The 25,409-nt window shown below is 72.3% G+C and carries 23 protein-coding genes; 4 read left to right on the top strand and 19 right to left on the bottom strand.

Features of this window, described 5'->3' with window-relative positions; translation table 11 throughout:
- Positions 1–3: 3 nt before the first annotated feature.
- From B351_RS0114305 to mtnC, 3 genes are all read left to right on the top strand, one after another.
- Entirely contained in the window at positions 4–645 is a 642-nt protein-coding gene (locus B351_RS0114305; RefSeq protein ID WP_019399720.1) for a methylthioribulose 1-phosphate dehydratase, read from the top strand.
- A gap of 115 nt (positions 646–760) precedes the next feature.
- On the top strand, positions 761–1,315 hold the full coding sequence (locus tag B351_RS0114300) for an acireductone dioxygenase (RefSeq protein ID WP_019399719.1): 555 nt from the start codon (positions 761–763) through the stop codon (positions 1,313–1,315).
- Positions 1,316–1,380: 65 nt separating this feature from the next.
- Positions 1,381–2,079 carry an acireductone synthase gene (mtnC, locus tag B351_RS0114295; protein WP_019399718.1) on the top strand — a complete coding sequence of 233 codons (699 nt, stop codon included), beginning with the start codon at positions 1,381–1,383 and terminating at the stop codon, positions 2,077–2,079.
- A 134-nt stretch (positions 2,080–2,213) separates the two neighbouring features.
- Here mtnC and B351_RS0114290 read toward each other — a convergent pair whose 3' ends face one another.
- The 12 genes from B351_RS0114290 to hisS form a co-directional block, all read right to left on the bottom strand.
- Positions 2,214–3,779, bottom strand: coding sequence for a calcineurin-like phosphoesterase family protein (locus B351_RS0114290; RefSeq protein ID WP_019399717.1), 1,566 nt, complete (start codon positions 3,777–3,779; stop codon positions 2,214–2,216).
- 49 nt (positions 3,780–3,828) lie between these two features.
- Positions 3,829–4,521, bottom strand: coding sequence for a bifunctional phosphoribosyl-AMP cyclohydrolase/phosphoribosyl-ATP diphosphatase HisIE (hisIE, locus tag B351_RS0114285; RefSeq protein WP_050992241.1), 693 nt, complete (start codon positions 4,519–4,521; stop codon positions 3,829–3,831).
- Entirely contained in the window at positions 4,514–5,287 is a 774-nt protein-coding gene (gene hisF / locus B351_RS0114280) for an imidazole glycerol phosphate synthase subunit HisF (RefSeq protein WP_019399715.1), read from the bottom strand. Before hisF ends, hisIE begins: the two co-directional genes overlap by 8 nt.
- Complete coding sequence (hisA, locus tag B351_RS0114275) at positions 5,281–6,033, bottom strand: 1-(5-phosphoribosyl)-5-[(5-phosphoribosylamino)methylideneamino]imidazole-4-carboxamide isomerase (RefSeq protein ID WP_019399714.1); 753 nt, start codon at positions 6,031–6,033, stop codon at positions 5,281–5,283. The genes hisF and hisA overlap by 7 nt, the downstream gene beginning before the upstream one ends.
- Positions 6,033–6,644, bottom strand: a complete 612-nt coding sequence (gene hisH / locus B351_RS0114270) for an imidazole glycerol phosphate synthase subunit HisH (RefSeq protein ID WP_019399713.1) — start codon at positions 6,642–6,644, stop codon at positions 6,033–6,035. The genes hisA and hisH overlap by 1 nt, the downstream gene beginning before the upstream one ends.
- Positions 6,641–7,714 (bottom strand): bifunctional histidinol-phosphatase/imidazoleglycerol-phosphate dehydratase HisB, encoded by a 1,074-nt coding sequence (hisB, locus tag B351_RS0114265; protein WP_019399712.1) that lies wholly within the window; start codon positions 7,712–7,714, stop codon positions 6,641–6,643. The genes hisH and hisB overlap by 4 nt, the downstream gene beginning before the upstream one ends.
- Positions 7,711–8,796: a histidinol-phosphate transaminase gene (gene hisC, locus B351_RS0114260; RefSeq protein WP_019399711.1), complete on the bottom strand. Its 1,086-nt coding sequence runs from the start codon at positions 8,794–8,796 to the stop codon at positions 7,711–7,713. Before hisC ends, hisB begins: the two co-directional genes overlap by 4 nt.
- Positions 8,793–10,127 (bottom strand): histidinol dehydrogenase, encoded by a 1,335-nt coding sequence (hisD, locus tag B351_RS0114255; protein WP_019399710.1) that lies wholly within the window; start codon positions 10,125–10,127, stop codon positions 8,793–8,795. Before hisD ends, hisC begins: the two co-directional genes overlap by 4 nt.
- Positions 10,124–11,041, bottom strand: coding sequence for an ATP phosphoribosyltransferase (gene hisG, locus B351_RS0114250; RefSeq protein ID WP_019399709.1), 918 nt, complete (start codon positions 11,039–11,041; stop codon positions 10,124–10,126). Before hisG ends, hisD begins: the two co-directional genes overlap by 4 nt.
- Positions 11,038–11,364 carry a YerC/YecD family TrpR-related protein gene (locus tag B351_RS0114245; RefSeq protein WP_050992239.1) on the bottom strand — a complete coding sequence of 109 codons (327 nt, stop codon included), beginning with the start codon at positions 11,362–11,364 and terminating at the stop codon, positions 11,038–11,040. The genes hisG and B351_RS0114245 overlap by 4 nt, the downstream gene beginning before the upstream one ends.
- 241 nt (positions 11,365–11,605) lie before the next feature.
- Positions 11,606–13,495: a histidine ammonia-lyase gene (gene hutH / locus B351_RS0114240; RefSeq protein WP_019399707.1), complete on the bottom strand. Its 1,890-nt coding sequence runs from the start codon at positions 13,493–13,495 to the stop codon at positions 11,606–11,608.
- Between the two features lie 93 nt (positions 13,496–13,588).
- On the bottom strand, positions 13,589–15,001 hold the full coding sequence (hisS, locus tag B351_RS0114235) for a histidine--tRNA ligase (RefSeq protein ID WP_026010745.1): 1,413 nt from the start codon (positions 14,999–15,001) through the stop codon (positions 13,589–13,591).
- 127 nt (positions 15,002–15,128) lie between these two features.
- On the opposite strand from hisS, the gene B351_RS0114230 reads away from it, so the two are divergent.
- Positions 15,129–15,872 carry a Crp/Fnr family transcriptional regulator gene (locus B351_RS0114230; protein ID WP_083852462.1) on the top strand — a complete coding sequence of 248 codons (744 nt, stop codon included), beginning with the start codon at positions 15,129–15,131 and terminating at the stop codon, positions 15,870–15,872.
- A gap of 21 nt (positions 15,873–15,893) precedes the next feature.
- On the opposite strand, the gene cydC is transcribed toward B351_RS0114230, so the two are convergent.
- The 7 genes from cydC to infB form a co-directional block, all read right to left on the bottom strand.
- Entirely contained in the window at positions 15,894–17,555 is a 1,662-nt protein-coding gene (cydC, locus tag B351_RS0114225) for a thiol reductant ABC exporter subunit CydC (RefSeq protein WP_019399704.1), read from the bottom strand.
- Complete coding sequence (cydD, locus tag B351_RS0114220) at positions 17,552–19,276, bottom strand: thiol reductant ABC exporter subunit CydD (protein WP_019399703.1); 1,725 nt, start codon at positions 19,274–19,276, stop codon at positions 17,552–17,554. The genes cydC and cydD overlap by 4 nt, the downstream gene beginning before the upstream one ends.
- Before the next feature lie 112 nt (positions 19,277–19,388).
- A complete protein-coding gene (gene pnp, locus B351_RS0114215; RefSeq protein ID WP_019399702.1) occupies positions 19,389–21,494 on the bottom strand; it encodes a polyribonucleotide nucleotidyltransferase in 2,106 nt (701 codons plus the stop codon).
- A gap of 186 nt (positions 21,495–21,680) precedes the next feature.
- Positions 21,681–21,941 (bottom strand): 30S ribosomal protein S15, encoded by a 261-nt coding sequence (gene rpsO / locus B351_RS0114210; RefSeq protein ID WP_019399701.1) that lies wholly within the window; start codon positions 21,939–21,941, stop codon positions 21,681–21,683.
- Positions 21,942–22,121: 180 nt separating this feature from the next.
- Positions 22,122–23,048, bottom strand: a complete 927-nt coding sequence (truB, locus tag B351_RS0114205) for a tRNA pseudouridine(55) synthase TruB (protein ID WP_019399700.1) — start codon at positions 23,046–23,048, stop codon at positions 22,122–22,124.
- Between the two features lie 67 nt (positions 23,049–23,115).
- Positions 23,116–23,478: a 30S ribosome-binding factor RbfA gene (gene rbfA, locus B351_RS0114200; RefSeq protein WP_019399699.1), complete on the bottom strand. Its 363-nt coding sequence runs from the start codon at positions 23,476–23,478 to the stop codon at positions 23,116–23,118.
- Between the two features lie 163 nt (positions 23,479–23,641).
- On the bottom strand, positions 23,642–25,409 hold a 1,768-nt coding region (infB, locus tag B351_RS0114195; protein WP_019399698.1), incomplete at its 5' end, for a translation initiation factor IF-2.

The raw sequence follows: 25,409 nt of genomic DNA, 5'->3' as shown, positions 1-25,409 counted from the left end.
CGCATGAACACCACCGAGCTCCCCTACGACCCGGCGCGGCTGCGCGAGCGGGCGCAATCCCTGATCGCCAACATCCGCGAGCTGGCGCAGCGCGGCTGGACCCCGGCCACCAGCAGCAACTTCTCCGAGCGCCTGGACCAGGCGCATGCGGCCATCACCGTGTCCGGCCGCGACAAGGGCCGCCTGGCCGAGGACGACATCATGGTCGTGGACCTGGAGGGCCGCGCGGTCGGGCGCCAGCTGCGGCCCTCGGCCGAGACCCTGCTGCACACCCGGCTGTACCGGCGCTTCCCGGAAGTCGGCTGCGTGCTGCACACCCACTCCCTGACCCAGACCGTGGCCTCGCGCCTTTACGCGCGCCAGGGGCGGATCCGCCTGGAGGGCTACGAGCTGCTCAAGGCGTTCGAGGGCAACAGCACCCACGAGACCGCGATCGAGGTCCCGGTGTTCGCCAATACCCAGGACATGACCGTCCTGGCGGCGCAGGTGGACGAGGTCCTGGACCGGCAGCCGCTGTGGGGCTACCTGATCGACGGCCATGGCCTGTACGCCTGGGGCCGGACCATGGCCGACGCCCGCCGCCACCTGGAAGCGTTCGAGTTCCTGCTCGGCTGCGAACTGGAGCTGCGCCGGCTCGGCGCCTGAGCCTCATTCCGTCCCCGTCGCGCCTGGAAACCGGGTGTCATGAGCGCCGCGGCGCACAGCTGGTAATCTTTCCGGTCCACGCGGTTTCCCGCGGCTTGAGCAAAAGGTGACCCCCATGAGCCGACTGCGCATCTTCGAAGAGAACCGCCCCGAACAGCCGCTGTTCGAGAGCACCGACGGCAATGCCATCGCCGCCGAGCTGGCGCGCATCGGCGTGACCTTCGAGCGCTGGCACGCGACCAAGCCGATCGAACCCGGCGCCAGCCCCGAGGAGGTGATGGAGGCCTACCGCGCCGACATCGACCGCCTGGTGGCCGAGCGCGGCTTCAGGACCGTGGACGTGGTCAGCATCGCCCCGGACAACCCCAACCGCGAGGAGATGCGCAGGAAGTTCCTCGACGAGCACTTCCACAAGGAGGACGAGGTGCGCTTCTTCGTCGCCGGCTCGGGCCTGTTCACCCTGCACGTGGACGACAAGGTCTACGAGGTGGAGTGCGTGAAGGACGACCTGATCGCCGTGCCGGACGGCACCCGCCACTGGTTCGACATGGGCCCGCAGCCGAACTTCGTCGCCATCCGCTTCTTCACCGAGCCGGACGGCTGGGTCGGCCACTTCACCGGCACCGACATCGCCCAGCGGTTCCCGCGCTACGAACCGCAGGTGCACTGAAAGTCCGCCGGCACGTCCCACCGCCCCTCGCCCGCGCGAGGGGCGCTCCGTTTCAAGGATCCCGAATGACCCGCGCCATCGTCACCGACATCGAAGGCACCACCAGCAGCATCTCGTTCGTGCGCGACGTGCTGTTCCCGTACGCCCGCCGCGCCCTGCCCGGCTTCGTCGCCACGCATGGCCACGAGCCGGAGGTGCGGCGCTGGCTGGACGCGGTGGCGGTTGAAGCCGGAGGCCTGTGCCAGGACGCGATGATCGTGGAAACGCTGCAGGGCTGGATCGACCAGGACCGCAAGCACACCGCGCTCAAGGCGCTGCAGGGCATGGTCTGGGAGGCCGGCTACCGCAACGCCGACTTCACCGCGCCGATCTATCCCGACGCGGCCCAGGCGCTGCAGCGCTGGCACGACCTGGAGCTGCCGCTGTACGTGTACTCGTCCGGCTCGGTGCCGGCGCAGAAGCTGTTCTTCGGCCACAGCGACGCCGGCGACCTCACCGGCCTGTTCTCCGGCTGGTTCGACACCGAGATCGGCGGCAAGCGCGAAGCCACCAGCTACGCCAGGATCGCCGAGGCGATCGGCCTGGCGCCGCGCGAGATCCTGTTCCTGTCCGACGTGGTCGAGGAGCTGGACGCGGCCCGTGCCGCCGGCCTGCACACGGTGCTGGTGGATCGCCCGGAGGATTACCCGGAGCCGCGGCTGGAGGATGCCGCGCACGGGCACACCCGGGTCACCGGCTTCCAGGAAATCGCGCTACCGCGCTGAAGCCGGGCAGGCCCGGGCCAAGGCGGTTTTGCCGTTGCTTTCCCCTGCCGTTGGCGCGAATCGGGCACCGCGGGGCCAGTCTTCCCTTGCACGAAGCAGGCAAGGGGCAAAGGCAGCAGCGCCGTAGTCCCGGCTCAGGGCCGTGCTTCCTCCAGCCGGTAGCGCGTGGAAGCCAGCACCTCGCCCTGCCAGCGGTCGAACGCACGCACCTCCACGGTGTGCTCGCCCGGCGCCAGGCCCGTGTCCAGCGCGCCGCGCCACAGGTGGGTGGACGCGGTCGCCTCGGGCGAGCGGTCGTAGCCGCGCAGCGACCCGGCCAGGTCGTCGGCCGCGTTCTCCACCAGCAGCCGCGGATCGGCGCGCTCGACGCGCCGCATCGGCTTCCACGGACCGCCGTCGATGCGGTATTCCACCCGGGTTTCCGCGTCGCCCATGAACACGTTGGCGAACACGCCCCAGGCCGGGTAGGCGCCCCGGCGCAGCACCTTCGGCGCGTGCAGCGCCATGGCCCGCGTGAATGCCGGATCGGCGCCATTGGCGCGCGCCGGGCGGTAGTCCAGCGCGTAGTTGCCATCGGGCTCCACGGTCAGCAGCGCGTGGCCGATCGGGGTGCCGTCGCTCATGGTCGCATCCGGGATGCCGCGCGCATCCGGCACCCCTGACCAGAAGGCGCCGCAGACTGCGCCGACGTTGTACTCGTGCAGCGGCGCCGGACCATGCCAGCCATCGGCCGGGCCATGCCAGTAGTGCTGCTGGTTATGGCTGTGCCCGCTCAGCACCAGCACCCGCGGGTGCCGGCGCAGCAGCGCGAACAGGCGCTCGCGGTCGGCGGCGCGGAAGGCGCCGCGGCCGCGGTCGAACAGCGGGATGTGCATGCCCAGCACCAGCAGGCGCTCGCGCGGCAGCTGCGCCAGGTAGGCCTCGATGAAGCGGAACTGGTCCTCGCGCAGGCCGCCGGCGTAGCCGGCGCCCTGGCCGGGCGTGGCCACCACGTCGTCCAGCAGCACGAACGCGGCCGCGCCCTCCTCCACCGCATAGGTGTCCGGTCCGTAGATGCGTTCCCAGGCACCGAGCGAGGCCTCGTCCGAGGCCGGGGCGTGGTCGAGGTCGTGGTTGCCGGGGACATGGAACCACGGCACGCCGAGCTGCGTGGTCACCGCGTTGAGCGCCGGGTAGAGGTCGGTGCGGTCGTCGACCAGGTCACCCAGGGTCACGCCCAGCGCCGCGTCCGGCCGGCCCAGCGGTTGGACCACGGCACGCCGGTAGTAGTCGATGTCGCGCTCGTTCTTGACCTGGGTGTCGGTGAACACCAGGGCCTGGAACGCCCCCTCGCGCGGTGCCGCCGGCGCCAGCGCGAAGTCGGCGCGGAAGCGCGCGCCCCGGGCCGGCACCCGCGCCCAGAACGCCGGCAGGCCGTCGTCGCCGGCCAGGAAGCGGTGCCCGGCAGGCTTGACCACGAACACCGCCCTGCCCGGCCGCGCCTGCAGGCGGTAGCGGCCCTGCGCGTCGGTGCGCACGAGCTGCTCGCCGTCGGATACCAGCACGCCTGCCAGGCCGGGCTCGCCGCCGCCGCGGCCGGGACGCCCGTCCTGCTCCTGGTAGACCACGCCGGTTACCTCGACCGCGGCCCGCGCCTGGACCGCCGTGCAGCCCAGCGCGGATACGCAGGCCAGCAGCCATGCGGCGCAATGCTTGGACATCGCCCTGCCTCTTCCGGGGAAAACCGGGGATTCTAGGGCAAGGCCCGGCTCAGCCGCCGGCGCGCTGGGCGTGGCGCTCCTCCAGCACCGCCACCGCGTCGGCCAGCGAGAGGCGCCGGGCATGCAGCAGCACGGTGGTGTGGTAGACCAGGTCGGCCACTTCGCCGAGCAGCTGCTCGTCGTTCTGGGCGACACCCGCCAGTGCCGTCTCCACGCCTTCCTCGCCCACCTTCTGCGCGATCCGGCGCACGCCGGCCTCGAACAGCTTCGTGGTGTAGCTGCCTTGCGGCCGCTCGCGTTCGCGCCGGGCCACCAGCTCGTCGAGCTGGGCCAGGAAGCCGATGTCCGGTTCCAGCGTGCGCGGCGGCGGCACCGCGGCGGCATGCGGGGCCGCCTCGAAGCAGCTGGGACGCTGCAGGTGGCAGGTCGGCCCGTGCGGCCGCGCCAGCACCAGCAGCGCGTCGGCGTCGCAATCGGCCTGGATGTCGACCAGCTCCAGCACGTGGCCGGAGGTCTCGCCCTTGGTCCACAGGCGCTGCTTGCGGCGGCTGTAGAACGTGACCAGGCGGCGCGACAGGGTGGCCTGCAGCGCGTCGCGGTCCATGTAGCCGAGCATCAGCACACGCAGGTTGTCGGCGTCCTGGACGACGACCGGCAGCAGGCCGCCGGACTTGTCCCAGTCCAGGGCCTCGGGGAACACGCCGATGCGGCCTACCGCCGCGGCGCCGGGATCTTCAGACATCACGCACCTCGACCTGCCTTTGCCGCAGGTATTTCTTCAGTTCGGGAATGGCGATCGCGCCGCTGTGGAACACGCTGGCCGCCAGCGCGCCGTCCACGTCGGCACGCTCGAAGGCCTCGGCGAAGTGCTCCGGCGCACCGGCGCCGCCGGAGGCCACCAGCGGCACCCGGCACAGCGCGCGCGCCTGGCGCAGCTGGACGATGTCGTAGCCGCGGCGCACGCCGTCGCTGTCCATGCAGTTGAGCACGATCTCGCCGGCACCCAGGCGCTGGGCCTCGACGATCCAGTCCAGCGTGCGCACGCCCAGCGCCCGGGTCTTGCCGGGGTCGCCGGTGTTGGTGCGCACCCGCCACTGGCCGTCGGCCTCGCGGATGGAGTCGATGCCGACCACCACGCACTGCACGCCGAAGGCGTCGGCCAGCTCGGAGACCAGCTGCGGGCGCTCCAGCGCCGGCGAATTGACCGAGATCTTGTCGGCGCCGGCATGCAGCACCCGGCGCGCGGTCTCCACGTCGCGGATGCCGCCGGCCACGCAGAACGGGATGTCGATCAGCCGCGCCACCCGCTCGACCCAGGCGTAGTCGACCGAACGCCCTTCGGGGCTGGCGCTGATGTCGTAGAACACCAGTTCGTCGGCGCCCTGGTCGCGGTAGCGCAGGGCCAGCTCGACGATGTCGCCCATGTCGACGTGGTCGCGGAAGCGCACGCCCTTGACCACGCGGCCCTCGCGCACGTCCAGGCAGGGAATGATGCGGCGGCTCAGCATGGCACGGCCTCCTCCACCGCCAGCGCATCGGCCAGCTGCAGGCGGCCTTCCAGCAGCGCCCGGCCCAGCACCGCGCCGGCGCAACCTGCCTGGCGCGCGCCGGCCACGTCGGCCGCGTCGCGCACGCCGCCGGAAGCCTGCACCGCCACGCCCGGGGCCAGCCGTGCCAGGTGCGCGTACAGCTCCAGGTTCGGGCCGGACAGCATGCCGTCGCGGGCGATGTCGGTGCACAGCAGGTGGCGCAGCCCGGCCTCGACGAAGCGCGGCAGCAGCTGGTCCAGGGTGACGCCGGCGTCCTCGGTCCAGCCGTGCACCGGCAGCTGCCAGGTGCCGGCTTCGTCCTGGCGGGTGTCCAGGGCCACGGTGATGCGCTCGCCGCCAAACTCGGCAAGCCAGCCGATCACCGTCTCCGGCTGGCGCACCGAAAGCGAGCCGACCACTACCCGCGCGGCGCCGGCATCGAGGATCCGGGCCACGTCGTCGCGGCCGCGCACGCCGCCGCCGGTCTGCACCTGCAGGCCGGTCTCGCGCGCGATCCGCCCCAGCAGCGGCGCCAGGGTGTAACCGCCGGCCTTGGCCGCGTCCAGGTCGACCAGGTGCATCCAGCGCGCACCGGCCTGGGCGAAGGCCGACGCGCGCGGCAGCGGATCGTCGCCGTACCGGGTCTCGCGCGCGTAGTCGCCCTGGGCCAGGCGCACGACGCGCCCGCCGCGGATGTCCAGCGCCGGATAGACGGTGAAGCCCATCAGAAGTCCATCTCCAGGAAATTGCGGAGGATGCGCGCGCCGGTGCCGGCCGAGCGCTCAGGGTGGAACTGGGCGCCGCAGCGCAGGCCCTCGTGCACGACCGCGGTGAACAGGCTGCCGTGGTCGGTGGCGGCCACCGTGGCGGCGGTGATCGGCGCGGCGTAGCTGTGCACGAAGTAGGCCTTCGCCCCCTCCGCCACCCCGTCCAGCAGCGGCGATTCGCGCAGCTTGCGCAGCCCGTTCCAGCCCATGTGCGGCACCCGGATGCAGGAGACCTGCGGCAGGTGGTGGACCACGCCAGGCAGCAGGCCCAGGCATTCCACGTCGCCCTCGTCCGAGCGTTCGTACAGCAGCTGCATGCCCAGGCAGATGCCCATCAGCGGTACCTGCAGCCGCCGCAGCGGCTCGACCAGGCCCTGCGCATGCAGGCGGCGCATGCCTTCAGGGGCGGCGCCGACGCCCGGCAGGATCACCCGGTCGGCGCGTTCCAGGCCGGCGGCGCCGTCGACCACCTGCGGCTGCATGCCCAGGCGTTCCAGCGCGTAGCAGACCGAGCCGAGGTTGGCGCCGCCGGCATCGATGACGACGACGCGTTTGCCGGCCGCGCTCACAGCACCCCCTTGGTCGACGGCAGGGCGTCGCCCTCGCGGCGGATGGCCTGGCGCAGCGCGCGCGCCAGCGCCTTGAAGCTCGCCTCGATCTTGTGGTGGTCGTTGTCGCCGCTCACGCTGATGTGCAGGTTCAGGCCCGCCGCGTCGCACAGCGAGCGGAAGAAGTGCGGCACCAGCTCGGTCGGCATGTCGCCCACCCGCTCGCGGGCGAAGCTGCCCTGGTAGACCAGGTACGGGCGCCCGCTGAAGTCCAGCGCCGCGCTGGCGTGGGTTTCGTCCATCGGCAGGGTGAAGCCATAGCGGCCGATGCCGCGCTTGTCGCCCAGCGCCTCGCGCAGCGCCTGGCCCAGGGCCAGCGCGGTGTCCTCGATGGTGTGGTGCTCGTCGATGTGCAGGTCGCCCTCGGCCTCGATCTCCAGGGCGAAGCCGCCGTGCTTGCCGATCTGCTCCAGCATGTGGTCGTAGAACGGCAGGCCGGTGTGGATCTTCGGATCGGCCGCGCGGTCCAGGTCGACCGCGACGCGGATCTTCGTTTCCCTGGTGTCGCGCTGGACCACGGCGCGCCGCGGCGCGTCGGCCAGCTCGTGGGCGATGCCGGCCCAGTCCCACTCGCCGCCGAACTGCGGGGTCTTCAACTGGAACGCACGGATGCCGAGGTTGGCGGCGAACTCGTTGTCGGTCGGGCGGTCGCCGACCATCGCCGAGCGCTTCCAGTCGATCGAGCGGTCCTGGATGTAGGGCAGCACCAGGCCGATGCCCGGCTTGCGCGTGGGCTTGTTCTCGTGCGGCCAGCTGGTGTCGATAAGCACGTCGCGGAAGCGGATGCCCTGGCTCTCGAACACCTGCATCATCAGGTTGTGCGGGCCCTCGAAGCTCTCCCGCGGATACTTGTCCGTGCCCAGGCCATCCTGGTTGGAGACCATCACGAACTGGTAGCCGGCGTCGCGCAGCTTCAGCAGGGCCGGGATCACGCCTTCGACGAAGCGCAGCTTCTCGTAGGCGTCGATCTGGAAATCTTCCGGCTCCTCGATCAGGGTGCCGTCGCGGTCGATGAAGAGGATCGGGGTCATGCAGCGGCTTCCAGTGCGGCCAGGATGGCCAGCACGCGTTGGTTCTGTTCGGGGGTGCCGACGGTGATGCGCAGGGCGTCGCCCAGCTGCGGCGCGGCACGCTGGTCGCGCCCCACCACGCCGGCGGCCAGCAGGCCGTCGAACGCGGCCTGGGCGTCGTCGAAGCGCACCAGCAGGTAGTTGCCGGAGGACGGATAGACCCGGCGCACGCCCGGCGCGGAGGCCAGCGCCGCGGCCAGCCGCGTACGCTCGCTGCGCACCACCGCCACGCGCTCGGCGGTACGCGCCAGCGCCTCCGGCGACAGGCCGGCGACGGCCAGCTCGGCGCACGGCGTCGGGATCGGATATGGCGCCTGGCAGGCACGCAGCACGCGGATGAGCGAGGGATCGGCGATCAGCGTGCCGATCCGCGCGGCCGCCAGCGCATGCGCCTTGGACAGCGTGCGCAGCACGGCGATGTTGCGGTGGCCGCCCATCAGCGTGGTCGCGGAAGGCTGGTCGGAGAACTCGCCGTAGGCCTCGTCCACCACCACCAGTGCGCGCCCGGCCAGGCGCCCGGCCAGCGCGGCGATGCCTTCAAGCGGCACGTCGCCGCCGGTGGGATTGGACGGACTGCACAGGAAGACCAGCTTGGCATTGCCCTGCTCCGCCGCCGCGGCCACTGCCTCGAGGTCGACGATGAAGCCATCGGGGCCATCGACCAGCGGCACCTCGCGCAGAGGTGCGTTCTGAAGCCGGGCGCTGACCGCGTACATGCCGAACACCGGCGGCGTGGCCACCACCGCGTCGCGCTGCGGCACGCACAGCGCGCGCACCAGCAGGTCGATGGCCTCGTCGCTGCCGCGGCCCACCAGAACCTGCGACGCCTCGCAGCCGTAAAGTCGCGCCAGCGCCTGCACCAGCGCGGCCGGCTGCGGGTCGGGATAGCGGCGGCAGCTGCTGCCCGGATCGGCCGGGTTGGCCCAGGGGCTTTCGTTGGCGTTGAGCCAGATCTCGCCATCCAGCGCGTGGCTGCGCGCGGAACTGTAGCCGCCGAAGCCGCGCAGGTCTTCGCGGACCAGGGAAAGCAGGTCGTCGCTCATGCCGCCGCCCCCTCCAGGCGCAGGGCCACGGCATTGGCGTGCGCATCGAGCCGCTCGGCGCGGGCCATGGTCACCGCGCAGTCGCCGATGGCGAGGATGCCCTCGCGGCTGGCCGCCTGCACGCTGACGAAGTTCTGGAAGCTGGCCACGCTCACCCCGCTCCAGGCACGCGCGGCGCCATTGGTCGGCAGGACATGGTTGGTGCCGCTGCAGTAGTCGCCCAGTGCCTCCGGCGTCCAGTCGCCGAGGAACACCGAACCGGCGGCCTCGACCCGGTCCAGCCACTCGCGGGGCTGGCGCAGTGCAAGGATCAGGTGCTCGGGCGCATAGGTGTTGCTGATGGCGAAGGCCTGGTCAAGCGAATCGACCAGGACCAGGCGCGAGGAGGCCAGCGCCTTGCGCGCGATCTCCGCCCGCGGCAGCGCCTCCAGCTGGCTCGCAAGCTCGGCCTCGACGCGGTCGATCAGGCCGGCGCTGTCGGACAGCAGCAGCACCTGCGAGTCCGGCCCGTGCTCGGCCTGCGACAGCAGGTCCGAGGCCACATAGGCCGGGTTGGCGCCGTCGTCGGCGATCACCAGCACCTCGGAGGGACCGGCCGGCATGTCGATCGCCGCCGCGCCGCACTGGGCGACCTGGCGCTTGGCCTCGTCCACGTAGCTGTTGCCCGGGCCGAAGATCTTGTCGACCTTGGGCACGCTGGCGGTGCCGAAGGCCAGCGCGGCAATCGCCTGGGCGCCGCCGAGCTTGAACACGCGGTCCACGCCGGCCAGCCGCGCGGCCACCAGCACCGCCGGGTCGGCCGTGCCATCGGCGCGCGGCGGCGTGCACAGCACCACCTGGCGGCAACGCGCCAGCGCGGCCGGCACGCAAAGCATCAGCGCGGTCGAAGGCAGCGGCGCGCTGCCGGCGGGAACGTACAGGCCGACGCGCGGCACCGGGCGGATGATGCGTTCGCAGACCACGCCCGGCGCGGTCTCGACGCTGTAGCCCTTGCCCATGCCGGCACGGTGGAAGGCCTCGATGCGCGAGGCGGCATCGGCCATGACCCGGCGCAGTTCCGGCGACACGGCGGCTTCGGCCGCGGCGAATTCCTCGGCGCTGACCTCGAAACGCTCCAGCTCGACCTTGTCGAAGCGCGCGGTCAGCTCGCGCAGTGCCTCGTCGCCGCGGCTGCGCACTGACTCCAGCACGGCGGCCACGGCCTGGCGGGTGGCGTCGGCCACGACCTGCACCGGACGGGTCAGCGCGCGGGCGCGCCCGGCCTCGTCCAGCGCGGACCACTGCAGCCGGTTCCAGGCCGGCTGCGCGGGGGTGTTCTGCACGGCGCTCATGCCAGCGACCTCTCCACGCCCAGGACCATCAGCTGGCGCGCACCGGCGCGCTCGAGCTCCTCCAGCTGCTGCCAGCTGATCGTACCTTCGCACATGGCCTGCAGGGTCAGGGCGCCATTGGCCGAGGGCAGCTGCACCAGCGGGCCGGCGTCGGCCAGCAGCCGTTCCAGCGCCGGCAGCGCCTCGCGGTCGGCGTTGAACATCAGCAGCTTGCGCTCGCGCACCTGGAGCACGCCGTCCATGCGCCGCAGCAACATCTGCGCCAGCGCGGCGCGGGCGTCGTCGAAGCCACCGACCGGGCCGGCCAGCACCGCCTCGCTTTCCAGCAGGGTTTCCACCGGCTTGAGCTGGTTGGCCTTGAGGGTGGCGCCGCTGGAGACCAGGTCGCAGATCAGCTCGGCCGTGCCCAGGCGCGGGGCGATCTCGACCGAGCCGGACAGCTCCACCACCTGGGCGTCGATCTGCTGTTCCTGCAGCCAGCGCGAGAGGATGGACGGATAGCTGGTGGCGATGCGCAGGCCGCGGCCGCGCAGCTGCGCGGGGCCGGTCCAGTCCCAGTCCTCCGGCACCGCCAGCATCAGCCGGCACTGGCCAAAGCCCAGGCCGCGCAGTTCGCGGTAGGCCTGCGGCAGGCCAACCTGCGCGCGCGCGCCGGCCTGCTCGTCCAGCTCGTTGCGGCCGACCACGCCCAGGTCGCAGACGCCGTCGGCGATCAGGCCGGGGATGTCGTCGTCGCGGACCAGCAGCAGGTCGACCGGGAGGGATTCGCCGTAGCAGAACAGCTTGTCGCGGCTCTCGCGCCAGCTCAGGCCGCAGGCAGCCAGCAGCTTGCGGGCCGGCTCGGCCAGGCGGCCGCTCTTCTGGATGGCGATGCGGAGGCGGTCGCGGGTGGCCGCACCCAGGGGGGGACTCATGGGGATGCTCTCTCGCTGGTGGAAGCGCGCAGGGCGACGGCCCGCGCATAACCGCCGGCACCGCGCTCCAGCGTGCGTGCGACCCGGCCGATGGTGGTGACGCTGACCCCGGTCAGCTCGTAGATCTCGCGATAAGGCACGCCTTGCTGCAGCAGCGGCACCACGTGCCAGCGGTCGGTCATGGCCTCCAGCTCCGCCGGAGTGCACAGGTCCAGCAGGAAGGCACGGACGGCCTCCGGCTCGTCCAGCCGGGCAAGGATCGCCGACAACTGCGCCAGACGCTCCTCGAACCCTTCTCCCCCGCCCTTGACCCGCCGTTTCATTCCGAACCAATGTATTAACGCGTTAGCACATTAGAACACGCAGGCCGGACCCAGGTCAAACCGCCTGGCTGGCTGCAAGTTGACCGGGAATGCGGGGAGGCGCCGCGCGCGATCCGGGGCAGGCCTCGCCCCGCCGGGAAGGCCTGGGAATGCGAGGATTCCGGCAAGTCGCCCCTGCCCGCTCCCGGAAGAGCAGGAAGACCCGGGCGGCGGGGCGTGCAAGGGTCGCCGCCGGTGCGGCTCAGCCGGCCAGCGCCTCCAGCAGCGCGCCGGAAGCCACCAGCTGGACCATGGTGGCGACCTCGCCGTCCAGCGCGCGATCGCGGTCCAGGAACGGCACCGCCTCGCGGATGCGGGCATGGGCCCGGGCCACCGCCGTGCCGGGGTGGAAGGCGTCGGCCGCGGCCAGCTGCGCGCGCAGTTCCTCGACCTCGGCCAGGAAGCGCGCGCGCAGCGGCGCATCCGGCTCCGGGCCACCCTGCACCTTGGCCGCCAGTGCCTGGGCATCGGCGCGCCGGGCCAGCGCGCGGGCGGCGTTGATCATGTCCCGGCGCAGGTCCAGCGCCTGGGCCGCGGTGTACAGCTCCAGCGCCAGCACCTTGCCCAGGTCCTCGACCATGGCCAGCACGTGGCGCGCCTCGTTGGCACCCATCGACACATGGTCCTCGGCATTGGCGCTGGTCGGCACCGAGTACACCGAGGCCGGGTGGGCGCGGCTGGCCAGGTCGTTGACGATCGCCGCGGCGGTGTACTGCACGATCATGTGGCCGGATTCGGTGCCGTCCTCGTTGCCGATCAGGAACGCCGGCAGGCCGTCGTTGGTGGCCGGATCGACCAGCTTGTTCAGCCGGCGCTCGGAGATCGAAGCCAGGGTCGGGATCGCCGCCTTGAGGTAGCTGAGCGCCAGCGCCAGCGGCATGCCGTGGAAGTGGCCGGCGGAGATCACCTGCTCCTCCACGTGCGCCGCGTCGGCCTTGTCCGGGAACACCAGCGGGTTGTCGGTGACCGCGTTGAGCTCGATGTCGAGCACCCGCGCCGCCTGCGCGGCGGCATCGCGCACCGCGCCGTGCACCTGGGGGATGCAGCGCAGCGAATAGCTGTCCTGCGGCTGGTGCTTCTTGCCGCCGCGGAACGGCAGGAAGCGCTGGTAGAACTTCTCGCGCCCGTGGCGCTGGTCGGCCGGCACCCAGTCCCAGCCGATATCGAAACGCAGCCCGCGCGACTCCTCCGTGTCCCAGCTCGATGGCAGCCACGGCCGGAACTTCGGCACCAGGTGGTACGGGATGTCGGCCAGGGTCGAGCCGGAAAGCAGGCGCCGCAGGTTGGCCGCCACCTGCACCTGGCCCGGGTGCGGGCGCAGCGCGTGCACCTCCTCGGCGAACGCGCCCAGGCGCCCGGCGAAGGCGTCGATGGTCATGGCCGCGGCCAGGTCGGCCGTGTCCAGCATCAGCTCCAGCCGGTGCAGCGCCAGCACGCCCATGGCCAGCATCTGCGCGGTGCCGTTGTTCAGCGCCAAGCCTTCCTTGTACGACAGCGACACCGGCTCCAGCCCGGCGCGGCGCAGCGCCTCGGCGCCCGGCATGCGCCGCCCCTCGAAGAACGCCTCGCCGCCGCCCAGCAGGACGATGGCCAGGTGCGACAGCGGCGCCAGGTCGCCGGAGGCGCCGACCGATCCCAGCTGCGGCACCACCGGCACGATGCCGGCGTTGAGCATGGCCGCCATCGCCTCCAGGGTCTGCACCCGGATGCCGGAATGGCCCTTGAGCAGGGTGTTGAGGCGGATGCACAGCATCGCCCGCACCACGTCCGCGGCCATCGGCTCGCCGACGCACACGGCGTGGGTGACGATCAGGTTGCGCTGCAGCTCCTCGTGCAGGGAGCGCCCCGAAGGCGCCGCGCCGGGCAGTTCGTCGCGCAGCGGATGCGCGCCCAGCAGCTTGTCGGCGTTGCTGCCGAAGCCGGTGGACACGCCGTAGATCGGTTCCTCGCGGCGCACCTGCTCGGCGAGGAAGTCCGCCGCGCGCGCCACCGCCTGCAAGGCCTCCGGATCCAGCGCGACCTTCGCGCCTTGGGCCACGGCCACCAGCTGGCCGCGGGTCAGGGATTGCCCGTCGAGACGGATCGTCGTCATGCGCCTGCCTGTTGCGTTGTGCGATGAGGAAGGCGCCGGCGTGCCCGGCGCCGGGAGGCACCGGCCCGCGGCATGGCGGGCCGGGCGGATGGCTCAGCGCCCGGCCAGGGCGCGGGCCTGCTCCAGTTCGACCTTGAGGGTCTCGGCCAGCTCGGCGCGCGGCACGTCGAACTGCTGCTCGCGCACCAGGTCCTTGACCGCGACCACGCCGCGCGCCAGTTCGTCCGGGCCGGCCAGCACCACGAAGCGGATGCCGGCGCGCGAGGCGTACTGGAACTGCTTGCCGATCTTGCGCGGCTCCATCTGCACCTCGGTGTTGATGCCGCCCAGGCGCAGGTGGCGGGCGATGTCCAGGGCGTCGGCCAGCTGGTTCTCGTCCATCAGCGCGACCATGGCCTGCACGCTGCTCTCGGCGATGCCCTCGATCAGCCCGGCCTCGCGCAGCTGCCAGAACAGGCGGGTCAGGCCGATGGAGATGCCCACGCCCGGCAGCTTCGACTTGGTGTAGTGGCTGGCCAGGTCCTCGTAGCGGCCGCCGGGGCAGATCGAGCCGATGCCCGGGTGCTCGACCAGCTGGGTCTCGTAGACGGTACCGGTGTAGTAGTCCAGGCCCCGGGCGATGGAGAAATTCAGGCAGTACGCCGACTCCGGCACGCCCATCGCGCGCACCAGCTCCAGCACCTCGCGCAGTTCGGCGGCGCCGGCGCGCAGCACCTCGCTGGCGCCCTCGCCGGCCTCGGCCAGCACCGCTTCGATCTTCGCCAGTGCGTCGGCGTGCGAGTCCGAACGCACCTCGACGAACGCCAGGATCCGGTCCACGGCCGCGGCCGGCAGGCCGAAGTCCGGGCCGGTCAGGGTCTGGCGCACGTACTCGGGGCCGCGCTTGTCCAGCTTGTCGACCTCGCGCAGGACCAGCGCCTGCTGCTGCGGGTCGGCCACGCCCTGGGCCTCGAAGAAGCCGCGCATCAGCTTGCGGTTGTTGAGCTGCACGCGGAACGCGCCGATCCCCAGCTCGGAAAACACGGCGTGGATCACCGCCAGCACCTCGGCGTCGTAGCGGATGCTCAGCGTGTCCTTGCCGATGACGTCGATGTCGCACTGGTAGAACTCGCGGAAGCGCCCGCGCTGGGCGCGTTCGCCGCGGTACACGCGCTGCATCTGGTAGCGGCGGAACGGGAAGCTCAGCTCGTGCTCGTGCTCGGCCACGTAGCGCGCCAGCGGCACGGTCAGGTCGAAGCGCAGCGCCATCTCCGGCAGCCCGGCCGCCGCGCCCTCGGCCGCGGCGTTGGCCAGCGCGCCGGTGGACTGGACGAAATACACCTGCCGCTCGGTCTCGCCACCGGACTTGGTGAGCAGCACGTCGGACAGTTCGAACACCGGCGTCTCCACCGGCAGGAAGCCGAAGCGTTCATAGTTGCGGCGGATGACGTCGAGCATGCGCTGGAAGGCGATCTGCTCGCGCGGCAGCAGCTCCATGACGCCGGCCGGGGTACGGGGCCTGATCAAGCGGAAAAACTCCTGTGCCAGGGCACGGACGGGATTTGCGATTCTACCGTGTCGGCGGTGCCTGCTGGCGGCGCGTGGATCGCCCCGGCGGGGTACAATGGCGCGCACCCTGTCCTGCGTGCCCGTAATGGCCTGGCCTCCGTTTGATAGTCCCTGCCTCACCCCGCCTCCCGACGAGGCAGGACCGCTGGGCCCCTGCGCGCACTGCCAGGTGCGCCACCTCGCCGTGTGCTCGGTCCTCACCCACGAGGAGATGCACGCGCTGGACGCGGAGGCCAGCAGCCAGCTGCTGGGCCCTGGCGCGGTGCTGGCCCGGCAGGGCGATCCGCGCCGGCACGTGTTCACCGTGGTCCGCGGCGCGCTGCGCATGGTGCGGCTGGCCGCCGACGGCCGCCGCCAGGTGGCCGGCTTCGCCCTGCCGGGCGATTTCGTCGGCCTCAGCGGTTCGCCGACCTACCGCCACGACGTGGAGGCGCTGGGCGAGACCGAGCTGTGCCGCTTCGGCATCGACGCGATGCGGCGCCTGGGCGAGCGCTATCCGCAGCTGCGCGAGAAGCTGTTCGAGCGCGCCTGCGTGGAGCTGGACTCGGCCCGCGACCAGATGATGGCCCTGGCGCGCATGAACCCGATCGAGCGCATGGCCGACTTCCTGCTCAAGCTGGCCGCGCGCGAGGCGCGCGCCGGCAACCCCGGCCCGATGGTGGCGCTGCCGATGCCGCGCGCCGACATCGCCGACCACCTGGGCCTGACCGTGGAAACGGTCAGCCGCTGCCTTACCACCCTGCGCGGCAAGGGCCTGATCGCGGTGCCGGAGACCTACCGCATCGAGATCCTGGATTTCGCCGGGCTCGAGTCCCTGCGCGCGGCCTGATCCGGCGCCGCGCAACCCGCGCTACACCTCCTGCAAGCGCCCCTGCTCCAGCCGCAGCCGCCGCCACGGCAGCGCGGCCGGCACCGGCGCGTGCGAGACCAGCAGCAGGCTGCGCCGCCCCAGCGCCCGCTCCAGGTCCAGCAGCAGGGCTTCGGCGGCGTCCACGTCCAGGCCTTCCAGCGGTTCGTCCAGCAGCAGCAGCGGCCCGGGCCTGAGCAGGGCGCGGGCCAGCGCCAGCCGCCGCGCCTCGCCGCCGGACAACAGCGCCCCACCCTCGCCGGCCTCGCAGTCCAGCCCGCCGGCGGCGCGCACCCGTGCGTCCAGGCGCAGGGCTTCGAGCGCGCGCCACATCGCCGCCTCGCCGGCCTGCGGATCGCCCATCCGCAGGTTGGCGCGCACGCTGCCGGCGAACACCGGCGCGTCCTGCGGCGCCCAGGCCAGGCGCGCATGCCAGTCGGCCTGGTGGAACCGGCGCAGGTCGATCCCGGCCCAGGCGATACGCCCGGCCTGCGGCTCGAGTACGCGCAATACCAGGGCCAGCAGGGTGCTCTTGCCGCTGCCGCTGTCGCCGGCCACCACCACCCGCTCCCCGGGGCGCAGGCGCAGGTCCAGCCCGTCCAGCAGGGCGCGCCCGTCCGGATGGGCGAAACACACCTCTTCCAGGTGCAGCGCGCCGCGCTCCGGCACTGGCACCGGCCGCGGCGGATCGCCCACCGCCGGCGGCTGCGCGACCAGCGCGTGCAGGCGGCGCGCCGAGGCCTGCCCGGCCAGCAACGCCTGCCAGGCCAGGCCGGCACCGGCCCAGGTTTCCAGCAGGGCCAGGGTGGCGAAGCCCAGGGCGGCCGCCTCGACCGCCCCGATCCGCCCCGCGTGCGCGGCCTGCAGCGACAGCGCGAGCATCGCCAGCAAGGTGGCCGCGCCAACCAGCGACATGCCCATTGCGGCGGCGGAAACGCGACGCTGGCGCTGGCGTCCGGCCCGTGCCAGGCGCGCGGCCGCCGCGTCCACCCGCGCCGCCCAGGCCCGGGTGGCGCCCATCGCAGCCAGGTCCGCGGCCCCCTCGATGCCCTCGTGCACCCGCACCCGCAGGCGCTCCTGCAGGCGCACGTCGCGCGCCTCGCGGCGCAACCCGTCCCAGGCCACCGGCAGGGCCGAAGCCGGCCCCAGCAGCAGCATCGCCGCGGCCAGCACCAGGCCGGCTTCCGGCAGGATCCAGGCCGCCCAGGCGACCGCCGCCAGGCCGAGGCCGAGCATTGCCAGCAGCGGCCCCAGCGCGCGTACCAGCCGCCCTTCCACCTGCGCGATGTCGTCCAGCAACCGCGCCATCAGCGCGCCGGTACGCATCCGTCCCAGCCGCGCAGGGGCCAGCGGCAGGGCGCGGCGGAAGAACCAGCCGCGCAGGTCGCGCGCCAGGCGCAGCATGGCGTCGTGGCCGAGCAGCTTCTCGAAGTAGCGCGAGGCGATGCGGGCGAAGGTCAGCGCGCGGATCCCGGCCGAGGGCGAGAAGAAGTTGAAGCCGCTGGCGGCCCCCGCGGCCAGCGCGCAGGCGGTGATGAAGCCGCCGGCCAGGCCCAGCAGCGCGGTGCCGGCCAGCATGGTCGCCAGCAGCACGGCGACCACCGCGGCCATGCGCGCCCGCCGCCCCGGTGGGAACGGCTGCAGCGGGTCCTCGTGCCGGCTCATGGCGCCACCCCCAGCGCCGGGCGGATGCGCCCGGACGGCAGATCCAGCACGCGCCCGGCCCAGCGCATCACCCGCGGGCTATGGGTGGCCACCAGCACCGCGCAGCCGGGCGCATGGCGCGCCAGCGCTTCCAGCAGGGCCGCTTCGGTGCCCGGGTCGAGGAACGCGGTCGGCTCGTCCAGCAACAGCAGTTGCGGCCGCCGCAGCAGCGCCCGCGCCAGGGCCACGCGCCGCGCCTCGCCGCCGGACAGGCCGTAGCCGCGCTCGCCGACCGGCGTGTCCAGCCCGCGCGGCAACTGCCGGGCAAAGCGCAGCACCTGGGCAGCCTTGGCCGCGGCGTGCAGGTCGCCCGCATCCTGCGCAGCGGCCAGGCGCAGGTTGCCGGCCAGGCTGTCCTGGAACAGCCAGGGTCGCTGCCCGGCATGGCCGCAACGCACGCCCCCGGCGATCGCGATGCGGCCCTCCAGCGGCGCGACCCAGCCGACGATGGCCTCCAGCAGCAGGCTCTTGCCGCAGCCGCTGGGCCCGGCGAGGGCCAGCCGTTCGCCGGGCCGCAGCTCGAATTCCAGACCCTCGAACAGCGGCGCGGCCCCGGGCTCGGGTGCCAGGGCCAACGCATGCACCCGCAACAGCGGCGCTGGCCGGGGGCCGGTCGCTGGAGGCTCCGGCGCCGGTTCCGGCGCGTGCGCAGGGGCGGCCACGCCCGGCAACCGGCCAAGCACGTCCTCCACTTCCGCCGCCGCGGCCAGGGCGGCGGCGCGATCGTGGTAATGCGTGCCCAGCCGGCGCATCGGGGCGAAGAAATCCGGCGCCAGCAGCAGGCAGAACAGGCCGGTGCGCAGGTCCGGGGCCAGCTCCAGCGGCAACATGCCCAGGTAGCCGAGGCCGAAATACAGCGCCACGATCGCCACGCTCAGCGAGGCGAAGAATTCCAGCACCGCCGAGGACAGGAAGACGATGCGCAGCACGCGCATGCTGCGCTCGCGCAGGCCCTCCGCCGCGGCGGCGATTCCGGCCAGTTCCGCCTCGCCGCGGCCGTACAGCCGGATCAGGCCCAGCCCGCGCAGGCGGTCGGCGAAATGCCCGCCCATCCGTGCCAGCTCGGCCAGCTGCGCGCGGCTGGCGGATTCGGCGCCCCACCCGACCAGCGCCATCGAGACCGGCAGCAGCGGCGCGGCGAACAGCAGCAGCAGGCCCGGCACGAGGTCGGCGGCGGCCACCGCCAGCAGCAGGACCGGCGGCACCCACGCGACCTCGGCGCGTGCCAGGCGGTACCCGGCGTGGTAGTCGCCGGCCGCCTCGGCATGCGACAGCACCAGTTCGGCCAGCGCCCCGCTGCGCTGGCGGCGCAACCAGCGCGGGCCGCGCGCATGCAGCGCCGCCCATGCGCACCGGCGCAGTTCCTGGCGCACGCCTTCGGCCAGGTCGCCGGCGGCAATGCCGGCGCGCCAGGCCAGCACCGCGCGCGTAGCCAGGCAGCCCCCCAGCAGCAGGAACAGCGGCAGCGTCCCGTCCAGGCCCCGGCCCCGCGCCAGCACCGCATCCAGCAGCACGGCGATCGCCCAGGCCTGCGGCAACAGCAGCCAGCCGCCGGCCACGGTGCAGGCCACCGCCAGCCGCCGCGCGCCGCGAGCGGCGTCGCCCAGTCCGTCCAGCCAGCGCTCGCGCCGGACGCGGGCGTCCTGGTCGTCGGTTGCGGCTGGATCGGCGGTCACGGCCAACGGCGGTCCCTCGCTCCCGGAATTCCGGCAGTCTAGGGCCGATGGCGTGACCGCAAACGCAAAGAGCGGGCGGTAGCCCGCTCCTTGCGCGTATCCGGCGATGTGGCGGCGCTTACTGCGCCACGCCCTCGCCTTCCTCGACGGCCTTGATCGACAGGCGGATGCGGCCCTGCTTGTCGACTTCCAGCACCTTGACCTTGACCACGTCGCCTTCCTTGAGCTTGTCGGAGACCTTCTCCACGCGCTCGCTGGAGATCTGCGAGACGTGCACCAGGCCGTCCTTGCCCGGCAGGATGGTCACGAACGCGCCGAAGTCCATGATCTTGGCGACCTTGCCCTCGTAGATCCGGCCCGGCTCCACGTCCGAGGTGATCTGCTCGATGCGGGCCTTGGCGGCCTGGGCGGCGGCGGCGTTGACCGAGGCGATGACGATGGTGCCGTCGTCCTGGATGTCGATCTGGGTGCCGGTCTCCTTGGTGATGCCCTGGATGGTGGCGCCACCCTTGCCGATCACCTCGCGGATCTTGTCCGGGTGGATCTTGATGGTCAGCAGGCGCGGCGCGAACTCCGACAGCTCGGCGCGCGGCGCGGTGATGGCCTTGGCCATCTCGCCGAGGATGTGCAGGCGGCCGGCCTTGGCCTGCTCCAGGGCCTGCTTCATGATCTCCTCGGTGATGCCCTCGATCTTGATGTCCATCTGCAGGGCGGACACGCCGTCGGCGGTGCCGGCGACCTTGAAGTCCATGTCGCCCAGGTGGTCCTCGTCGCCGAGGATGTCCGACAGCACCACGAAGCGGTCGCCTTCCTTCACCAGGCCCATGGCGATGCCCGCCACCGGGGCCTTCACCGGCACGCCGGCGTCCATCAGCGCCAGCGAGCTGCCGCAGACCGAGGCCATGGACGAGGAACCGTTGGACTCGGTGATCTCCGAGACCACGCGCACGGTGTACGGGAACTCCTCAAGGGTCGGCATCACCGCCAGCACGCCGCGCTTGGCCAGGCGGCCGTGGCCGATCTCGCGGCGCTTGGGCGCGCCGAAGCGGCCGCACTCGCCCACCGAGTACGGCGGGAAGTTGTAGTGGAACAGGAAGTTCTCGCGGTACTCGCCGCTGACGGCGTCGATGATCTGGCCGTCGCGGGCGGTGCCCAGGGTGGTGACCACGATGGCCTGGGTCTCGCCGCGGGTGAACATGGCCGAGCCGTGGGTACGCGGCAGCACGCCGGTCTTCACGGTGATCGGGCGCACGGTGTCCAGGGCGCGGCCGTCGATGCGGACCTTGGTCTCCAGGACCGCGTCGCGCATGGTGCGGTACTCCAGCTCGCCGAACTCCTTGGCCACCTCGGCCGGGTCCCAGCCCTCGGCCGCCACGCGCTCGGCCAGCTGCTCGCTGACATCCTTCTTGATCGCGGCGATGGCGTCGCGGCGCTCCAGCTTGTCGCGGATCTTGAAGGCCTCGGCCAGGCGGTTGCCGACGGCCTGCTTCAGCGCGGCGACCAGCGCCTCGTTCTTCGCCGGCGGCACCCAGTCGCTGGGCTTGACGCCGGCCTCGGCGACCAGCTCGTTGATCGCGTTGATGACCTTCTGCATCTCGCGGTGGCCGAAGGTGACCGCGCCGAGCATCACTTCCTCGCTCAGCAGCTGGGCCTCGGACTCGACCATCAGCACGGCGTTGGCGGTGCCGGCGACGACCAGCTCCAGCTTGGACTCGGCCAGCTCGGAGGTGGTCGGGTTGAGGATGTACTGGCCGTCCTTGTAGCCGACCTTGGCGGCGCCGATCGGGCCCTTGAACGGGGTGCCGGCCAGCGACAGCGCCGCGGAGGCGCCGATCAGGGCCGGGATGTCGCCGTCGATCTCCGGGTTCAGCGACATCACCGTGGCGATGATCTGGACCTCGTTCTTGTATTCCTCGGGGAACAGCGGGCGGATCGGGCGGTCGATCAGGCGCGAAACCAGCGTTTCCTTCTCGGTCGGACGGCCTTCGCGCTTGAAGAAGCCGCCGGGGATGCGGCCGCCGGCGTAGAACTTCTCCTGGTAGTCAACGGTGAGCGGGAAGAAGTCCTGGCCTTCACGCGCGCTCTTGGCGGCGACGGCGGTGACCAGCAGTACGGTGTCGTCCATCTTGACGATGACGGCGCCACTGGCCTGGCGGGCGACCTCGCCCGTTTCCAGGGTCACGGTGTGTTTGCCGTACTGGAAGGTTTTGGTGATTTTTGCCACGTCGGTTCCTTGGGGAATCTGCTTGCGATTGACCGGTGACGGCCCTTGCCGGCAACGGGTGGCCGGAGAAGCCCGGCCGCTTGCGGGTGTTGCGCCCCGGTGGTCCCGGGGACGGGCGCCCGCGGTGCTTTGCCGGCGCCCAAATGCAAACCGCGGCGCATCTCTGCGCCGCGGCGGGAAGGTACGTCAGCGACGCAGGCCGAGCTTCTCGATCAGGGCCTTGTAGCGCTCGTTGTCCTTGCGCTTGAGGTAGTCGAGCAGGCTGCGGCGGCGGTTGACCAGCTGCAGCAGGCCACGGCGGCTGTGGTGGTCCTTCTTGTGGATCTTGAAGTGCTCGGTCAGCTGCTCGATGCGGGCGGTCAGCAGGGCGACCTGGACTTCCGGGGAGCCGGTGTCGTTGGCGCCGCGCGCGTTGTCGGCGATGATCTTCTGGGTGTCGATGGACATGGTTTCTCTCTTGGATGCGAGGCTGGCAGGAACGCGCTGGTGCGCACCGCCTGGCCCGCCGCTTGCTTGAAGGCCGCCCTTGGAACCGGCGGGAATGATTGCCCGGGAAAAAAGGCGCGCGAATTGTAACCCCCCGCCGGGGGCCGAACAAGGCAAAACCGGTGCCGTCGGGCGGCCGCCTCAGGCCCCGGCGGTGTTCCTGAACAGCCGTTGCGGCGCCAGCAGCCCGCCCGGCTCCACCCGTCCCAGCCCCAGCGCCTTGCCGTCGGGGCCGTGGACCGCCACCGGGTCGGCCGCGGCCCAGGGCCCGCGCAGGCGCTGGCCCTGGCCCAGGCGCGCGGCCTGGGCGGCATCCAGGTCGACCCGCGGGAAGCCCGCCAGGCCCGCCTCCAGCGGCAGCAGGCAGGCCTCGAGCGCGGCTTCGCCGCCCTCCTCCGCGAGCTGCTGCAGCTGCTCCAGGGTGAACATGGCCGGCGCGGTGAAGGGCTCCACCCACAGCCGGCGCAGGCTGGCGATGTGCGCGCCGCAGCCCAGGACCTCGCCCAGGTCGCGGGCCAGGCTGCGGATGTAGGTGCCCGTGCCGCAGGTCACGCGCAGGCGCAGGAAGGCCGGCTGCATCTCCAGCAGCTCGATGGCGTGGACCTGCACCTGGCGCACCGGGGCCTCGATCACCTCGCCGCGGCGGGCGCGGGCGTACAGCGGCTCGCCGCCCTGCTTGAGCGCCGAGTACACCGGGGCGCGCTGCTGCAGGGTGCCGACGAAGCCGGCCAGCGCGCCCACGACCGCGGCATGGTCCAGCCCGGGGACCGGCCGCTGGCGCAGCACCTGGCCGTCGGCATCGTCGGTGTCGGTGGTGGTGCCGAGCACGATCCCGGCCTCGTAGGCCTTGTCCGAGCCCAGCAGCAGGCCGGCCAGCTTGGTGGCCTCGCCGAAGCACAGCGGCAGCAGGCCGGTGGCCAGCGGGTCGAGGCTGCCGGTATGGCCGCCCTTCTCGGCACGGAACAGGCGGCGGGCCGCCTGCAGGGCGGCGTTGGAACTCATCCCCGCGGGCTTGTCCAGCAGCAGGATGCCGTCGAGCGGACGGAACTTGGTCTTGGTGCGGGTCATCGGGGAACGTCCTGGCGGCCGGGTGGCCGGCCCGGGAGGCCGGCGCCGGCCGGGACGGCGTGGATGCTTACTCGTCGGCCGGGGCCGGCGGATTTTCCTTCAGCAGGATCTCGATGCGCTCGCCGCGGTCGACCGAATCGTCGTAATGGAAGTGCAGCTCCGGCACGTGGCGCAGCTTGACCCGGCGGGCCAGCTCCATGCGCAGCTCGCGCGCCATCTCCTTGAGCGCCTTGACCGCCTCGGCCGAACGGTCCGGCAGCAGCGCGGTGACGAACACCTTGGCATGGGCCAGGTCGCGGGTGACTTCCACGTCGGACACGCTCACCGACGGCAGCCCGTGCTCGCGCACGGCCTCGTGCACCAGGGTGCCCAGTTCGCGGCGCAGCTGCGCCGAGACGCGGTCGGTTCGATGGAAGGATTTGGTCGGCATCTGCGGACTCCTTGCCGGGCGCGGCGCCCGGTCTTGCCTGCGGGCCGGCGGCCCGCCACTGCAGGCCGCCAGGTGGCGGCCCGGAAACGGCGGGACGGCCGCGAGGGCCGTCCCGTCGTCGCGGGCGCCGGCACGGCCTCCATGGCCGCCGGCGCCGCGCAGGTCACAGCGTGCGCTGGACCTCGATGCGCTCGAAGCACTCGATCTGGTCGCCCGGCTTGACGTCGTTGTACTCCTTCACGCCGATGCCGCACTCGGTGCCGCTGCGCACCTCGTCCACGTTCTCCTTGAAGCGGCGCAGCGATTCCAGCTCGCCCTCGAAGATGACCGTGTTGTCGCGCAGCACGCGGATCGGCTTGTTCCGCTTGACCACGCCCTCCACGACCATGCAGCCGGCGACCGCGCCGAACTTGGAGCTGCGGAAGACCTCGCGCACCTCGGCGATGCCGATGATCTCCTCGCGGATCTCCACGCCCAGCAGGCCCGAAGCCACCTGCTTCACCTGGTCGATCACGTCGTAGATGATCGAGAAGTAGCGCAGGTCCACGCCGTTGGCCTCGATGATCTTGCGGGCCGAGGCGTCGGCGCGGACGTTGAAGCCGATCACGGTGGCCTTGGTGGTCACGGCGATGTTGGCGTCGGACTCGGTGATGCCGCCCACGCCAGAGCTGATCACGTTGATCCGGATCTCGTCGTTGGACAGCGCGGTGAGCGACTGCTTGAGCGCCTCCACCGAGCCCTGGACATCGGCCTTGACCAGCAGGTTGAGGACCTGCTGGCCCTCGCCCTTGCCCATCTGCGCCATGATGTCTTCCATGCGGTTGCCCGCGGCCTGGACCAGGCGCGATTCGCGGCGCTTGGCGTCGCGCTGCTGCGCCACGTCCTTGGCCAGGCGCTCGTCCTTGACCACCACGAAGTCGTCGCCGGCGTCCGGCACGCCGGACAGGCCCAGGACCTGCACCGGGATCGACGGGCCGGCCGAGTTCGGCTGGCCGCCGGTCTCGTCGAACAGGGCGCGGACGCGGCCGTAGTGCACGCCGCACACCAGGTAGTCGCCCTTCTTCAGCTGGCCCTGCTGGACCAGCACGGTGGCGACCGGGCCGCGGCCCTTGTCCAGCGCCGACTCGATGACCACGCCGCTGGCGTTGCCGTCCGGCACCGCCTTCAGCTCCAGCAGTTCGGCCTGCAGCGAGATGGCGTCGAGCAGGTCGTCCACGCCCATGCCGGTCTTGGCCGACAGCTCCACCATCTGGGTGTCGCCACCGAAGTCCTCGGCCACGACCTGCTCGTTGAGCAGTTCGTTCTTGACCCGCATCGGGTCGGCCGTGGACTTGTCGATCTTGTTGATCGCCACGATCAGCGGCACGCCGGCCGCCTTCGCGTGCTGGATCGCCTCCTTGGTCTGCGGCATGACGCCGTCGTCGGCCGCGACCACCAGGACCACGATGTCGGTGATCTTGGCGCCGCGCGCGCGCATCGAGGTGAACGCGGCGTGGCCCGGGGTATCCAGGAAGCTGATCACGCCCTTGGGCGTTTCGACGTGGTAGGCGCCGATGTGCTGGGTGATGCCGCCGGCCTCGCCCGAGGCGACCTTGGTGCGGCGGATGTAGTCCAGCAGCGAGGTCTTGCCGTGGTCGACGTGGCCCATGATGGTGACCACCGGCGGACGCGGCGCCGGCTCGCCCTGGGCGCGCTCGACCTGCGCCAGCAGCTCGCTCTCGGCGTCGTCGGTCTCGGCGCGCACGGCCTTGTGGCCCAGCTCTTCGGTGACCAGCACCGCGGTGTCGTGGTCGATGGACTGGTTGATGGTGGCCATCACGCCCATCTTGAACAGCGCCTTGACCACGTCGCCGCCCTTCATGGCCAGCTTCTGCGCCAGGTCGGCCACGGTGATCGAGTCGCCGATGGCGACCTCGCGCACCACCGGCGCG

This window comes from Pseudoxanthomonas sp. GW2 (assembly GCF_000283075.1).
Lineage (GTDB): Bacteria > Pseudomonadota > Gammaproteobacteria > Xanthomonadales > Xanthomonadaceae > Pseudoxanthomonas.
The sequence above is the reverse complement of the archived record's forward strand: the minus strand, read 5'-3'. Positions and strand labels throughout refer to the sequence as shown.

What these genes read in the sequence shown, in the direction of transcription:
- B351_RS0114305 (WP_019399720.1), top strand. Translation starts at nt 4, where the DNA reads ATGAACACCACCGAGCTCCCCTACGACCCGGCGCGGCTGCGCGAGCGG.
- B351_RS0114300 (WP_019399719.1), top strand. Translation starts at nt 761, where the DNA reads ATGAGCCGACTGCGCATCTTCGAAGAGAACCGCCCCGAACAGCCGCTG.
- mtnC (WP_019399718.1), top strand. Translation starts at nt 1,381, where the DNA reads ATGACCCGCGCCATCGTCACCGACATCGAAGGCACCACCAGCAGCATC.
- B351_RS0114290 (WP_019399717.1), bottom strand. Translation starts at nt 3,779, where the DNA reads ATGTCCAAGCATTGCGCCGCATGGCTGCTGGCCTGCGTATCCGCGCTG.
- hisIE (WP_050992241.1), bottom strand. Translation starts at nt 4,521, where the DNA reads ATGTCTGAAGATCCCGGCGCCGCGGCGGTAGGCCGCATCGGCGTGTTC.
- hisF (WP_019399715.1), bottom strand. Translation starts at nt 5,287, where the DNA reads ATGCTGAGCCGCCGCATCATTCCCTGCCTGGACGTGCGCGAGGGCCGC.
- hisA (WP_019399714.1), bottom strand. Translation starts at nt 6,033, where the DNA reads ATGGGCTTCACCGTCTATCCGGCGCTGGACATCCGCGGCGGGCGCGTC.
- hisB (WP_019399712.1), bottom strand. Translation starts at nt 7,714, where the DNA reads ATGACCCCGATCCTCTTCATCGACCGCGACGGCACCCTGATCGAGGAG.
- hisC (WP_019399711.1), bottom strand. Translation starts at nt 8,796, where the DNA reads ATGAGCGACGACCTGCTTTCCCTGGTCCGCGAAGACCTGCGCGGCTTC.
- hisD (WP_019399710.1), bottom strand. Translation starts at nt 10,127, where the DNA reads ATGAGCGCCGTGCAGAACACCCCCGCGCAGCCGGCCTGGAACCGGCTG.
- hisG (WP_019399709.1), bottom strand. Translation starts at nt 11,041, where the DNA reads ATGAGTCCCCCCCTGGGTGCGGCCACCCGCGACCGCCTCCGCATCGCC.
- B351_RS0114245 (WP_050992239.1), bottom strand. Translation starts at nt 11,364, where the DNA reads ATGAAACGGCGGGTCAAGGGCGGGGGAGAAGGGTTCGAGGAGCGTCTG.
- hutH (WP_019399707.1), bottom strand. Translation starts at nt 13,495, where the DNA reads ATGACGACGATCCGTCTCGACGGGCAATCCCTGACCCGCGGCCAGCTG.
- B351_RS0114230 (WP_083852462.1), top strand. Translation starts at nt 15,129, where the DNA reads ATGGCCTGGCCTCCGTTTGATAGTCCCTGCCTCACCCCGCCTCCCGAC.
- cydC (WP_019399704.1), bottom strand. Translation starts at nt 17,555, where the DNA reads ATGAGCCGGCACGAGGACCCGCTGCAGCCGTTCCCACCGGGGCGGCGG.
- rpsO (WP_019399701.1), bottom strand. Translation starts at nt 21,941, where the DNA reads ATGTCCATCGACACCCAGAAGATCATCGCCGACAACGCGCGCGGCGCC.
- truB (WP_019399700.1), bottom strand. Translation starts at nt 23,048, where the DNA reads ATGACCCGCACCAAGACCAAGTTCCGTCCGCTCGACGGCATCCTGCTG.
- rbfA (WP_019399699.1), bottom strand. Translation starts at nt 23,478, where the DNA reads ATGCCGACCAAATCCTTCCATCGAACCGACCGCGTCTCGGCGCAGCTG.